Source organism: Methylobacterium sp. E-025 (genome assembly GCF_022829705.1).
Taxonomy (GTDB): Bacteria; Pseudomonadota; Alphaproteobacteria; order Rhizobiales; family Beijerinckiaceae; genus Methylobacterium.
In genome coordinates, this window is record NZ_JAKSYR010000081.1 from 125,064 (window position 1) to 138,536 (window position 13,473).

Consider the following 13,473-nt stretch of genomic DNA (forward strand, 5'->3'; position numbering starts at 1 on the left):
CCCGACGCGTTAGACTGCCCCCGGTTCGGCAGGTCGTCAGGTCGTCGCGTCTCCCCTCCCCCCGAAACGGGGCGCGGGGAACCGGCGCCGCATGCGCCACGCATTCGTTCGCGTCGGTCCGACCGGCGGTTTTGGGAGACGGGACGGATCATGGAGGTCGATCGGGCGGCACGGCGCATCGCCGGAGCCGGCGCTCTCTTCGCCGTCGCGACCGGCCTCCCGGCTCCGTCCCTCGCGGCGGGCGCCGACCTTCCGGCCTGGGGATTCGGCTCGCACATGCACAACGTCGCGGCCGCCGCGATCTTCGGCGGCCTCGTCGCCTTCGCGACCATCGTCGCCCTGCTCTATTTGAGCGAGCGCTCGCGCTGGACCCGGCGGGAGCGCGAGCAGGCCGCGGCCCTCGACGCGCTCAGCGGCGCCCACGACCGCGCCGAGATGCTGCTCGCCGCCGAGCGCCAGATCATCGTGACCTGGGACGGGCGCAGCGAGCCGGTGGTCGAGGGCGACGTCGGGCTGGCCTTCGACGGCACGCGCCCCGCGATCGGCTCCGCCCGCCGCATCCTCGCCTTCGGCACGTGGCTGGTGCCGACCGACGCCGAGGCGATCGAGACCGCGGTCGAGGCTCTGCGCATCCGGGGCACGAGCTTCCGCACCACACTGCGCAGCCAGTCCGGCCGCAGCATCGAGGCGCAGGGCCAGGCGGTGGCCGGGCGCGTCCTGCTGCGCCTGCGCGAGACCACGGAGGATCGCCGCCAGATCTCGGAGCTGCGCGAGACCCTCGAGGATGCCCGCCGCGGCCTGTCGGCGCTGGCCGGCCTGCTCGATGCGATCCCGCAGCCGGTCTGGCGGCGCAACCGCGAGGGCGGCCTCGCCTGGGTCAACACCGCCTACGTCGCCGCGGTCGAGGCGGCGAACCGCGAATCCGCGATCCAGGCCGGGATCGAGCTGCTCGACCGCCCGGCCCGCGAGATGATCGCCCGCGAGGACGGCCAGCGCCGCCCCGCCGGCCAGCGCGCCGCGTTGCGCCTGTCGGCGGTGGTGGCCGGCGGCCGCCGCATCCTCGACGTCACCGAGACCGCCCTGGAGGGCGGGCGGGTCGGGATCGCGGTCGACGTCTCCGAGCTCGAGAGCGTCCGCGCCGACCTGCAGCGCCAGATGGATGCGAACGTGCGCACCCTCGACCAGCTGCCGACCGCGGTGGCGATGTTCGATGCCGGGCAGCGCCTGATCTTCCACAACGCCGCCTACCGCCAGCTCTGGGAGCTCGACCAGGGCTTCCTCGACGGGCGCCCGCTCGACGGCGAGATCCTCGACCATCTCCGCGCCCAGCGGAAGCTGGAGGAGCATGCCGACTTCCGCAGCTGGAAGCAGGGCGTGCTCGCGGCCTACCGCTCGGCCGAGGCGAACCCCGCCTGGTGGTACCTGCCCGACGGCCGCACGCTGCGCGTGCTGGCCGAGCCGAACCCGCAGGGCGGCCTCACCTACCTGTTCGACGACGTCTCGGACCGGATGAAGCTCGAATCCCGCTACAACGCGCTGATGCGGGTGCAGGCCGAGACGCTGGACACCCTCAAGGAGCCCGTGGCGGTCTTCGGCGCCGACGGCCGCCTGACCTTCGCCAACCGCGCCTTCGCCACCGCTTGGCGCCTCGACCCCGAGACGCTGGAGGCGCGTCCGCACGTCGAGGCGGTGATCGAGGCGTGCCGCGTGCTGGCGCCGGCCGACGAGCCCTGGCTCGACATCCGCGACGCGGTGGTCGGGCTCGAGTCCCGCACCGGCCTCGCCTGCAAGCTCGAGATGGTCGACGGCACCGTGCTCGACTGTGCCGCCCAGCCCCTGCCCGAGGGCGCGACGCTGATCACCCTGATCGACGTGACCGCGAGCGTGAACGTCGAGCGGGCGCTGACCGAGAAGAACGACGCGCTGGAGAAGGCGGCGCAGCTGCGCGACACCTTCGTCCATCACGTCTCCTACGAGCTGCGCTCGCCGCTGACCAACATCATCGGCTTCACCCAGCTGCTCGGCGACGAGACGGTCGGCGCCCTCAACGCGCGCCAGCGCGAGTATTCCGAACACATCATGCGCTCGTCGGGGGCGCTGCTGGTGATCATCAACGACATCCTCGACCTCGCCTCGATCGATGCCGGCTCGCTCGAGCTCCAGCGCGAGACCGTCGACGTCCAGGCGACCGTCGAGGCGGCCCTGCTCGGCATCGAGGACCGCCTCGCAGAATCCGACCTGAACCTCGTCCTCGACGTGCCCGACGACATCGGCAGCGTGTTCGTCGACGGCAAGCGCGTGCGCCAGATCCTGTTCAACCTGATGTCGAACGCGGTCGGCTTCTCCAGCGCGGGCCAGAGCATCACCGTTCGGGCGCGGCGGAATGCGGGCGACCTCGTGCTCAGCGTGCGCGACCAGGGCCGCGGCATGCCGCCGGAGATCGCCGCCCACGTGTTCGACCGCTTCGAGAGCCACACGCTGGGCACCCGCCACCGCGGCGTCGGCCTCGGCCTGTCGATCGTGCGCTCCTTCGTCGAGCTGCACGGCGGCCGAGTGTCGCTCGATTCACGGCCCGGGGCCGGCACCTGCGTCAGCTGCAGCTTCCCGATCGTCGCGCCGACGATGCCGTCGGCGCGCGACTCCGAGGCGGCCGAGTAGGCCGCTTTCCGTCAGCCGAGGGCCCGCGCCGCCTCCGCCACCGCCTGGACGCGGCCGTCCACCGTCCGCGAGGCTTCCGCGATCCCGTCCATGTTCAGCCGGACGCGCTGGACGCTCTCGGCCGCGTTCTGCATGTTGACCGACATGTCGCGCGTCACCGCCGCCTGCTGCGTCACCGCGGAGGAGACGCTGAGCGAGATGTGGCTGACCTGCCCGATCGTCTGCCCGACCAGCTCGATCGCCCGCACCGCCTCCGCGGTCGCCTCCTGGACGGCCGTGACCTGCTTGCCGATCTCCTCGGTCGCGCGCGAGGATTGCGTCGCCAGCGCCTTGACCTCGGCGGCGACGACGGCGAACCCGCGGCCGGCCTGCCCGGCGCGCGCGGCCTCGATCGTCGCGTTGAGCGCCAGCAGGTTGGTCTGGTCGGCGATGGTGCGGATCGTGGTGATCACGCTGCCGATCCGCTCGGCCGAGGCGGTGAGCCCGGAGATGATGGTGCGCGCCTCGTCGGAGCGGCCGACCGCCTCGTCGGAGGCCGTCTTGGCGTCGATCGCGTGCCGCGTCAGCTCCTCGATCGAGGTCGAGAACTCCTCGGCGCCGGCGGCGACCGCCTGGACGTTGCCGGAGGTCTCGGCGGCCGCGCGCGCGGTCTCCGTCGACTGCCGGCTCACCCCCGACATCTCCTGCATGATGTGGCCGAGGTCGACCTCGATCAGGCGCTGGCCTTCGGCGCGGCGGCGGCGCTCGTGCACCTGGGCGGTCACGTCGGTGGCGAACTTCACGACCGCGAAGGGGCGGCCGTCGCGATCGAGGATCGGGTTGTAGGCGCCGTGGATCCAGACCTCGTTGCCGCCCTTGCCCATCCGGCGGAACTCGCCCGCCTGGAAGGTGCCTCCGGCCAGCGCCTTCCAGAACGCGGCGTAGGCCGGGGAATCGGCCTCGGCCGCGTCGACGAAGATCCGATGGTGGCGGCCTTTGATCTCGTCGAGCCGGTAGCCCATCGTCGTGAGGAAGTTCGCGTTCGCGTCGGTGACGGTCCCGTCGAGGGTGAAGTGGATCACGGCCTGGGAGCGGTTGATCGCGTCGATCTGGCCCTGGCTGGTCGCGGCGGCCATGGTCTCGGCGGTGATGTCGGTGGCGAGCTTCACGATCTGCACCGGCTGGCCCCGCCGATCGAGCACGGGATTGTAGGATGCCTGCAGCCAGATCTCGCGACCGTCCTTCGCCACGCGCTTGAACGAGCGGGCCTGGGTCTCGCCGCGGGCCAAGGCTTCCCAGAAGGCGCGGTAGGCCGCGCTCTCGCGCTCGCTGCGTTCCATCAAGATCCCGTGATGCGCGCCTCGGATCTCGGAAAGCGTATACCCGAACAGGGTCAGGAAGTTCGCGTTCGCATCGATGATCCGCCCGTCGAGGCCGAAAACGATCCGCGCCTGAGACCGATCGATCGCATCGATCAGGGCGCTCATCTTCTGGTTGAAAATCGTCATCGTCAGTACCCCGCGGCGCGCGACATGACTTTTAGCTTGGCAGGCGAGGCTTAAAATTTGATCCACCGCGACTTTTAGCAGGACACGACTACGTGCTCGCGCCGCCCATTGACGAACTTCGGGACGCATTGAGGTCGTCGAGCACGCTGCGGTCTTTCTTGTCCGCAACACCTTCCGGTTGTTTCAGGCTGCAAGCTCAGCCGGAATATCGGGATCGGGCGTTCCGGACGCATCCGACCGATCGCTACGGCGACGATGAACATCCTGCGCTCGGTCCGGCCCCAGCTTGACCGGGCCTCGTTCGGCCGCCACGACGCTGGCGATGCCCGAGCACGCGCAATCCGGCTGGACCGTCTTCCGCAACGGCGATTTCCGCCTGTTCGGGATCTCCCGTTTCCTGACCGGTCTCGCCTACCAGATGCAGGCCGTGGCCGTCGGCTGGTTCGTCTATGACCTGACCCGCTCGGCCTGGGCGCTCGGGCTCGTCGGCCTGGCGGGCTTCCTGCCGGCGATGCTCGCCGCGCTGATCACCGGGCACGTCGCCGACACCTACGACCGCCGCCTCGTGGCGGCGGCGGCCTTCGCGGTGCAGGCGGCGACGAGCGCGGCGCTTCTCGCCTATGCCTGGAGCGGCGCGAGCGCGGTGTGGCCGGTCTACGGGCTCGTCGTGCTGATCGGGACGGCGCGCGCCTTCGCCAACCCTGCCCTGCAGGCGCTGCTGCCGACGCTGGTGCCGCGCGACCTCTTCGGCGCCGCGATCGCCTGGAACGCCTCGCTCTGGCAGAGCGCGTCGGTGCTCGGGCCGGCTTTCGGGGGCTTCCTCTACGCGCTCGGGCCGATGGTCGTGTTCGGCTCGGCGTCGGCCAGCTTCGCGCTGGCGGCGCTCGCGACCACGGCGATCCGCTATCGGCCGGCGGCGGTCACGGAGCGGCCGCCGGTGACCTGGGCGACGCTGTCGGCCGGGATCGGCTACATCCGCGCGCACCCGGTGGTGCTCGGCGCGATCAGCCTCGACCTGTTCGCGGTGCTGCTCGGGGGCGCCACCGCCCTGCTGCCGATCTTCGCCGCCGAAGTGCTGCATGTCGGCCCGCTCGGCCTCGGCGCACTGCGCAGCATGCCGGCCGCCGGCGCCGTGCTGATGGCGATCGTGCTCGCCTACCGGCCGCTGCGGCGCCATGCGGGCGTGCGGATGCTGCGCGCCGTGGCGGTGTTCGGCCTCGCCATCATCGTGTTCGGGCTCTCGACCTCGCTGCCGCTGTCGATGGCCTGCCTGTTCGTCACGGGCGCGGCCGACATGATCAGCGTCTACGTCCGCCAGACCTTCGTGCAGGGCGAGACGCCGGACGCGATGCGCGGCCGGGTCTCAGCCGTGAACACCGTCTTCATCGGCGCCTCGAACGAGCTCGGCGAGTTCGAGTCCGGCTCGGTCGCGGCGCTCATCGGCGCGGTGCCGGCGGTGGTCGTCGGCGGCGCCGCGACGGTGCTCGTCGCGGTGCTGTGGGGCCGGATCTTCCCGGCCCTGCGGGCCCGCGACCGCCTGCTGCGCGAGGGGTGAGGCCGGCGACCGACGGCAAACGGCCAAGCTAACCCATTCCGGCCAGGATGCGCTGCTCTACGGACGGCCGCCCGGCTGGTCCGGGTTCGTGGAGGAAGAAGACCTTGCTCGTCCGTACCGTCGTCGCGTTCGCCCTCACCACCACCGCCGCGCTCGCCGCGCCGAACGCGTCGGCCGTGCCCGACCGCGCCGCGCTGAAGCAGAACTGCACCGGCGACTACCTCGCCCTGTGCAGCGAGTTCGCCCCCGACAGCCTCGAGGTGCATGCCTGCTTCAAGCAGAACCGCGCCAGCCTGTCGCCGAACTGCCAGGCCGCGATCGGCAGCTACACGAAGGCGCAGAAGCGGGGCTGAGGCGGACCCGTCGTGCGGCCGTCGACGGATCGGGGTCCTGGAACGGACGACGCCCGTCACGTCGCGTCCTCGACGCTGCCGCGCGACCGATTATCCCTTCTGCATGCGTTCAGGCGCCGCGAAGGGATGATGGCAGGTTGATCAGGCATTCGGCCGTCGATCGAGCCCGTCGGACGGTGATCTGCGAACCGGTCGACCTCGCCTAGCGAGCGCCGCCGCTGACTTTCGATCCGGTCCCGCGGCGGCGCGATGCCGGCCACGCCGAACGCGCCGCGCTGCGCGATCGCGCAGCCGCGCTTGCCCGGGACGCCCCCTCGATGGAGGGTCGGGGCGATGTTCGAGCCCGACCGGTAGGTGGCCCCGGTGCCGAGGCCTACTTCCCCGAGAGCAGCGGCGACCAGGTCGGGTCCGAGGCGTAGGACGGCGTCGGGACCGGCGCCTCCACCTTGCCGGTGATGTCGACCATGTAGAGCTTGCCGCCGCCCTGGCCGCCGGGGTCGCGGAAGAACAGCACGTACTGCCCGTTCGGCGCGAAGGTCGGGCCCTCGTTGTGAAAGCCCTCGGTGAGCACGCGCTCGCCCGAGCCGTCGGGCTTCATCACGCAGATCGCGAAGCCGCCCTTGCGCTGGCGGGTGAAGGCGATCAGGTCCCCGCGCGGCGACCAGGCCGGCTGCGAGGCCGAGCCTTCGCCGAACGAGATCCGGTGCGGATTCGAGCCGTCGGCGCCCATCACGTAGACCTGCTGCGAGCCGCCGCGGTCGGATTCGAACACGATCTGGCCGCCGTCCGGCGAGTAGGTCGGCGAGGTGTCGATGGCGTTGCCGTTGGTGATCGAATGCTGCGCCTTCGAGGCGATGTCCATGGTGACGATGTCGGCGTTGCCGCCCTGCTGCACGCTCATCACGAGGCGGCGGCCGTCGGGCGAGAAGCGCGGGCTCGCGCTCATCGAGTCGAAGTTGCCCATCGCCGTCCGGCTGCCGGTCTCGAGGTTGATCACCTGCACCCGCGGCTGGTGGCCGGTGGCCTGGGCCATGAAGGCGATGTCCTGCGTCGCGGGCGAGTAGCGCGGCGCGACGATGGCGTTCTCGCCGGTGGTGAGCGCGCGGACGTTGGCGCCGTCCTGGTCCATCACCATCAGGCGCTTGCGGCGGTTCTCCTTCGGGCCGGACTCGTCGACGAAGGCGATGCGGCTGTCGAACCACGGACCGAGGCCGGTGATCTTGGTGTAGACGCTGTCCGAGATCAGGTGGCCGGCACGGCGCGCGTTGGCGGCGTCGGTGCCGTATTGCTGGCCTGTGATCTGCTGGCCGGAAGTGACGTCCCACAGGCGGAACTCGACCTTCAGCCGGCCGGAGCCGTCGCGCGAGACGCGGCCGGTGACGAGGCCCTGCACGCCCGCGGCGCGCCACTTCTCGAAGCCGGGGGCGGCATCGAAGTTCGGCGATTCCGGGAAGCGGCCCTTCTCCAGCGGCAGGAAATAGCCCGAGCGGCGCAGATCGTTCGTCACCACGCTCGAGACGAGGCCGCCGAGGTTCGGGTCGCCCGAGAAGTCGGTCACCGCGATCGGCATCGGCTGGAACGCGCCGCCGCCGATGCGGAGCTGAAGCTGGGCCTGCGCCGGCGCGGCGAGGCCGAGCGTCGCCAGCAGCAGCAGCGCGAGGCCATAGAGGGCGGCGGGCACGTGCCGGGCCCGGGTGAGCGATCGATGCAGCATGGGTCTGGTCCGGGAGCGTTGGAACGGGTGCCGGCGAGGTCCTGGCGTCAGGTCGTCAAGGCGGCGTCGGCGGTCAGGTCGCGGTGAACTCGAACTCCGCGTTGATCGCCTTCCAGTCGTTGTAATAGGGCTGGTACTGCGCCGGGATCTTGTAGGGCGCGCAGCGGCGCACCGCACGCAACGCCGCCTGCGCGATCGACTGGTCGACCGAGCTCGATCCGCCGCGCATGATCCGCGGCTCGGTCGAGAGCGAGCCGTCGGCGTTCAGGCGGATGTCGAGCACCGGCAGCACCACCCCCTGGGCGGCGCCCGGGGGCGCCGAGTAGCAGCGCTCGATCTGCTGCTGCAGCATGCCGACGAGCGCGTCGCGCAGCGACGGCGACAGGCGCTGGGCGGTGCCGGTGGCGGCGCCGAGCGAGGCCGTGCGCTGGACCTCGTGGCCGGTGGCGCCGGTGGATTGCGACGGCGCCTTCGAGGCCAGGATCGACTTGATGTCGCCGGCATTGAACTTGGCGGCCAGCTCGGCCTGCTTGCGCGCCTTCGCCTCGGCGTCGGCCTTGGCCTTCGCGTCGGCGACCGCCTTCGCCTTCGCCTTGGCGGCGGCCTCGGCCTTCGCCGCGGCGGCGGCCTCCGCCTTCTCCTTGGCCTCCTCGGCCTTGGCCTCGGCGATCTCCTTCTGGCGCTCGGCCTCGGCTTCCGCCTTCGCCTTGGCTTCGGCCTTGGCGGCCGCCGCCTTCTCGGCGGCCTTCGCGGCTTCCTTGGCCGCGTCCGCCTTGGCCTTCGCTTCGGCCTTCGCCTTGGCTTCCGCGGCCGCCGCCTCGGCCTCCTCGCGCTCGACCAGCTTGGCGAGCTGCTCGCGCTTCACGGCTTCGGCCTTGGCGGCCTCGGCGGCGGCCTTCGCTTCGGCCTTCGCGGCGGCGGCCTTCTCCGCGGCCGCGGCCTTGGCCGCTTCCGCCTTGGCCTCGGCCTTGGCGGCTTCGGCCTTCTCGGCGTCCGCCTTCTCCTTGGCCATCTTGGCGGCCTTCGCCGTCTCGGCGGCGGGATCGGGCTCGTTGACGCGCAGCGGCATCTCGTCGGCGTTGGCGAGCTTCATGTCGCTGGTGCGCGTCGGCGCGGTCGGAGAATCGACCTTGGCGTTCTCCGGCTCCTTCTCCTCGAACTTCTCGGCCTTCTTGTCAGCCCGCGGCTTGGCGTCCGACAGCGGCTTCTCGGCGTTGCGCTCGCCCTTGGTCAGCTCCGAGAACTGGTTCTCGGTGATCACCTCGACGGGCACGCCCTCCTGCGCCTCGGGAAGCGCGGGCGCAGCGACGCTGAACAGGGCGAAGACCAGCAGCCCGACATGGGTGCCGGCCGAGACCCAGAAGCCCGGTTCGCTGCGGAAGGAGGGAAGCCTCACAGGTCTGCTACCGCTGCTCGGGCTCGGTGACGAGCGCCACCTTCTTGAAGCCGCCGCCGGTGACGATCGCCATCACCTGGGCGACGCGGCCGTAATCGACTCGCTTGTCGCCGCGCACGAAGACGCGCTCCTCGAAGCCGGACTTGGCCTCCTGGGTCAGCTTCGGGATTATGGTGTCGTCGGTCAGCTCGTCCTCGCCGAGGAAGACTTGTCCCGATTGGCGGATCGACAGCGTGACCGGCTTGGTGTCCGAGTTCAGCGGCGAGGCCTTGGATTGCGGCAGGTCGAGGGGCACGCCCACCGTCATCATGGGGGCCGCCACCATGAAGATGATCAGCAGCACCAGCACGACGTCGATGAACGGCGTCATGTTGATCTCGTTGATCGGGCCGCCGCCGCGGCGTCCCCGCCGCCGCCGCTTGCCGCCGCCCTGCGCGCCCGCCGCCATGCTCATGTGTCGATCCCTTCGCGGATTTCGGTCAGGCGGCGAGCGACAGGCGCTCGTCGATCTGGCGCGACAGGATGGCGGAGAACTCGTCGGCGAAGCCTTCCAGGCGCGACTGCTGCTTGGCGACCGTGGCCTGGAGCTTGTTGTAGGCGAGCACGGCGGGGATCGCCGCGAACAGGCCGATGGCGGTGGCGAACAGCGCCTCGGCGATGCCCGGCGCCACGACGGCGAGCGAGGTGTTCTTCGAGGCCGCGATCGAGGTGAAAGCGGTCATGATGCCCCAGACCGTGCCGAACAGGCCGATATAGGGGCCGGCCGAGCCGATCGAGGCGAGGAACAGCAGGCGGCCCTCGAGGCGCTCGACCTCGCGCTGGATGGTCACGTCCAGCACCTTGTCGATGCGCTGCGACAGCGACTGGATCTGCCGGCCGGTGCCCTCGAACGAGCGCTTCCACTCGCGCATGGCGGCGACGAACAGCGCGGCGAGGCCGGTGGCCGGGCGGTCGTTGAACGAGCGATACAGCTCCTCGAGGGACCGGCCGGACCAGAACGCGTCCTCGAACGCATCCATCTCGTCCTTGGTGCGCCGGAACAGCAGCGTCTTGTCGACGATGATCGCCCAGCACCAGATCGAGGAGCCGAGCAGCCCGATCATCACGAACTTGACGACGATGTGGGCCTGAAGGAACAGCCCGAGCAGCGTCATGTCGGCGACGGGCGCGGCCTGCATCGCATCTGCGGGGTTCATGGGCTTTGGTCCTCGGACGTCTCGACGGCGGCGGCGCGACGACCCGGCGGGCCAGCGCGCTCCATCCGAAATCATCGAGCGAATTCAAAGGGAATCGCGTTCGAATCTGTCGAAAGTAAGGGCCGGGTGCGGTGCACGCGGGGCGTCGCTTTCCCACCGCATAAGCGGGCGGGTTGGTTAAGGAAGGGTTGCCGGAGCCAGAACGCGACGCAGGGCGTCGGGCAGGCGGATCGCCCGGCCCGCGCGGACGCAGGCGACCACCACCTCGGCGCGGACGAGGACCACGCCGTCCCGGCAGACCTCCTGGTGCAGGTGCATCGAGGCACCGCGCAATTCGCGAGTGCTGGTGACGATGGAGAGCACGTCGTCCATCCGCGCCGGCTTCAGGTAGTCGATCTCCATGCGGCGCACGACGAAGACGAGGCCGTCCGCCTCCCGGTGCAGCTCGGACTGGTCGCCCGCGAGCCCGCGCAGCAGCTCGGTGCGCCCGCGCTCCATGAAGCGCAGGTAGCTCGCGTGGTAGACGAAGCCCGAGAAGTCGGTGTCCTCGTAGTAGACGCGCACCGGCAGCGCTTGGGCATCGATCGATGACGTCACGGGTTCGATGTCCTTCTGCTGCCGCAGGGCGGTGCGGGACGGTGGCAAGGGCCGACGTCCCGTCGGGCACGGATCGGACGAGGGTCCTTCCCCACCCTCCCGTCATCGCGGGGCCGCGCGGCTCCGGGATGACGGGCAGACATGGCGACGGCATGGCGGGCGGAGGGAGTAGACGAGGCCCTCGCGAACGCGAAAAGGCCGCCCCTCGCAGGGCGGCCCTTCCGTCAGTGAATCCGTTTCGACGATGCCGAAGCGGGATCAGCCGCCGATGCGGTTGGCGAGCGAGGCCGAGTGGCCGTGCTCGTTGGCGATGTAGGGCAGCGCCTCGTTGGCGAACTGGCGGCCGGCGGCGTTGTCGCCGTTGCGCGAGTAGGTCTCGTAGAGCTCGAGCGTGCGGGCGTCCGAGCGGGCCTGCTGATCGATATATGTGCGGTCGAAGTCGCGGCCGTTGCGGGCCGACTTCAGGCGCTCGATCCGGTTCTGGCCATTCGGGCCGATCGCGACGCGGCGGCCGGGCTCGGTCGGGCTGTTGTCGATGATGCCGACGCCGCCGAGGACGCCGCCGACGATGCTGGTGCCGAGGTTGGCGGCGATGGTCACCGGGGCGAGCACGAAGCCCACCGGGTTGTCGATGCGGGTGTCGAAGCCCTGGCGATCCGAGACGACGGTGCCGCCGGAGGACAGCGACGTGCCCTCGGGCAGGAGCGCCTTGGTGGTGGCCTCACGCTCGGTGATTACGCGGTTGGCGTAGTTCCGGACCTGCGGGTTGCGCGAACGCTCCAGGGCGATGCGGCTCGACTCGATGCTCACGGCATCCGAGCGAAGGGCCTCGGCGCGGAACTCGGGAGTGTCGGTGCCGGCGGCGCCGACGCCGCGCTCGAACGGCGAGACGCGGATGGGAAGGGCGTTCTGGGCGAAGGCGGGGGCGGTCAGCGCGGCGAGCGAGAGACCGAGAACGGCGAGGGTGGCGGTACGCTTCATAGGAGAACGATCCTTTGTGGTTCGCCGGTGCGTCGAGGCCCCGGGCGATTGCGGGCACAACGGGTCGGATCGCCGCTCGTTCCGCACGTGCGAACTACGTAGCCACGCTTCCGGCACATGCTGAGCCGACGAACCGAGCCATCGCGGCGTTGTGAAGCGGTACGCGGAACATCGATTTTCTGATTATTCGCAATGCCTTGCTTTGTTTATGGCGGTGGCATGTGACAAGTTTCCGAACCGCGTCCTATGCCGACATGGCATAGCTGAACCGGTGGAACGGCATGCGTCGACGGCGTTGCGCCGCGGCGGAACTCGATGAAACGCGACTTCGTGTCCCGTCCTCGGACGGTCGCTTCGGCAATGCGACGGCACGGACTAGGTCTCGGGCTCGTCCTCGACGAAGAGACCGATCTGCGTGATCGGGTCGCGCTTGGGCATCGCGAAACCCATGTGCTTGAAGGCATGCTGCGTCAGCACCCGCCCGCGCGGCGTGCGCATCACGAAACCTTGCTGGATCAGGTAGGGCTCGATGATGTCCTCGATCGCGTCGCGGGGCTCCGAGAGCGCGGCCGCGATGGTCTCGATCCCGACGGGGCCGCCGCCGAAGGATTTCGCGATCATCGTGAGGTACTTTCGGTCCATCACGTCGAGGCCGACGGGATCGACGTCGAGCAGCTTCAGCGCCCGGTCGGCGATCGCCCGCGTCACGGTCGGCGCCTCGGCGACGACGGCGAAGTCGCGCACCCGCCGCAGTAGGCGGCCGGCGATGCGCGGGGTCCCGCGGGCCCGCCGGGCGATCTCGTTCGCGCCGTCGTCGGACATGCCGAGCCCGAGCACCCGCGCGCCGCGGCTGACGATCAGCTGCAGCTCGTCGATGTCGTAGAATTCGAGCCGGATCGGGATGCCGAAGCGATCGCGCAGCGGCGTCGTCAGCAGGCCCGCGCGGGTGGTGGCGCCGACGAGCGTGAACTTCGGCAGCTCGATCTTGACCGAGCGCGCCGCCGGCCCCTCGCCGATGATCAGGTCGAGCTGGTAATCCTCCATCGCCGGATAGAGGATCTCCTCCACCGCCGGGTTGAGGCGGTGGATCTCGTCGATGAAGAGCACGTCGCGCTCTTCGAGGTTGGTGAGCTGGGCCGCTAGATCCCCGGCCTTGGCGATCACCGGCCCGGAGGTCGAGCGGAAGTTCACGCCGAGCTCGCGCGCCACGATCTGCGCCAGGGTGGTCTTGCCGAGGCCAGGCGGCCCGACGAACAGGACGTGGTCGAGCGCCTGGCCGGTCATCTTCGCCGCCTGGATGAAGATCTCCATGTTAGCGCGCGCCGCCCGCTGCCCGATGAACTCGGACAGGCTCAGCGGACGGATGGTCTGATCGACGTCGTCGGCCCGCTTCTCCGGGTCGAGGATCGCGCTGGTCAGGGGTTTCGGCTTGCTCATGGAGCCTCGGCTGGGGATGCGATCCTCCTAACCCGCGCCCGCGGCGATGTCTAAGCGCGCCTCGCCGCCGTCGGATCGTCCGGCCAAGCCCGAAAAACA

11 protein-coding genes are annotated in these 13,473 nt (G+C 70.5%); 3 read left to right on the top strand and 8 right to left on the bottom strand.

What is annotated here, in order from left to right; all coding sequences use genetic code 11:
- The first annotated feature begins 150 nt into the window (after positions 1-150).
- Complete coding sequence (locus MKK64_RS09605; protein ID WP_243934012.1) at positions 151-2,658, top strand: PAS domain-containing sensor histidine kinase; 2,508 nt, start codon at positions 151-153, stop codon at positions 2,656-2,658.
- Between the two features lie 11 nt (positions 2,659-2,669).
- Here the strand turns inward: MKK64_RS09605 and MKK64_RS09610 are convergent, their stop codons facing one another.
- Positions 2,670-4,145, bottom strand: coding sequence for a PAS domain S-box protein (locus MKK64_RS09610; RefSeq protein ID WP_243934014.1), 1,476 nt, complete (start codon positions 4,143-4,145; stop codon positions 2,670-2,672).
- A 322-nt stretch (positions 4,146-4,467) separates the two neighbouring features.
- Here MKK64_RS09610 and MKK64_RS09615 point away from each other — a divergent pair, with 322 nt between their 5' ends.
- Both MKK64_RS09615 and MKK64_RS09620 read left to right on the top strand, forming a co-directional pair.
- Entirely contained in the window at positions 4,468-5,700 is a 1,233-nt protein-coding gene (locus tag MKK64_RS09615; protein ID WP_243934016.1) for an MFS transporter, read from the top strand.
- Positions 5,701-5,804: 104 nt separating this feature from the next.
- Entirely contained in the window at positions 5,805-6,053 is a 249-nt protein-coding gene (locus tag MKK64_RS09620) for a hypothetical protein (protein WP_243934018.1), read from the top strand.
- 373 nt (positions 6,054-6,426) lie between these two features.
- On the opposite strand, the gene tolB is transcribed toward MKK64_RS09620, so the two are convergent.
- The 7 genes from tolB to ruvB form a co-directional block, all read right to left on the bottom strand.
- Complete coding sequence (gene tolB, locus MKK64_RS09625; protein WP_147726881.1) at positions 6,427-7,767, bottom strand: Tol-Pal system beta propeller repeat protein TolB; 1,341 nt, start codon at positions 7,765-7,767, stop codon at positions 6,427-6,429.
- A 73-nt stretch (positions 7,768-7,840) separates the two neighbouring features.
- A complete protein-coding gene (gene tolA / locus MKK64_RS09630; RefSeq protein ID WP_147726883.1) occupies positions 7,841-9,163 on the bottom strand; it encodes a cell envelope integrity protein TolA in 1,323 nt (440 codons plus the stop codon).
- Positions 9,164-9,170: 7 nt separating this feature from the next.
- Positions 9,171-9,617 carry an ExbD/TolR family protein gene (locus MKK64_RS09635; RefSeq protein ID WP_187274707.1) on the bottom strand — a complete coding sequence of 149 codons (447 nt, stop codon included), beginning with the start codon at positions 9,615-9,617 and terminating at the stop codon, positions 9,171-9,173.
- A gap of 25 nt (positions 9,618-9,642) precedes the next feature.
- On the bottom strand, positions 9,643-10,359 hold the full coding sequence (tolQ, locus tag MKK64_RS09640) for a protein TolQ (RefSeq protein WP_147726885.1): 717 nt from the start codon (positions 10,357-10,359) through the stop codon (positions 9,643-9,645).
- 177 nt (positions 10,360-10,536) lie between these two features.
- Positions 10,537-10,965: a tol-pal system-associated acyl-CoA thioesterase gene (ybgC, locus tag MKK64_RS09645; RefSeq protein ID WP_243934173.1), complete on the bottom strand. Its 429-nt coding sequence runs from the start codon at positions 10,963-10,965 to the stop codon at positions 10,537-10,539.
- Between the two features lie 249 nt (positions 10,966-11,214).
- The gene (locus MKK64_RS09650; RefSeq protein WP_243934019.1) at positions 11,215-11,937 is read right to left on the bottom strand and encodes a DUF4142 domain-containing protein; all 723 of its coding nucleotides are present in this window, start codon (positions 11,935-11,937) and stop codon (positions 11,215-11,217) included.
- 375 nt (positions 11,938-12,312) lie between these two features.
- Positions 12,313-13,374 (bottom strand): Holliday junction branch migration DNA helicase RuvB, encoded by a 1,062-nt coding sequence (ruvB, locus tag MKK64_RS09655; protein WP_147843182.1) that lies wholly within the window; start codon positions 13,372-13,374, stop codon positions 12,313-12,315.
- Positions 13,375-13,473: the final 99 nt, after the last annotated feature.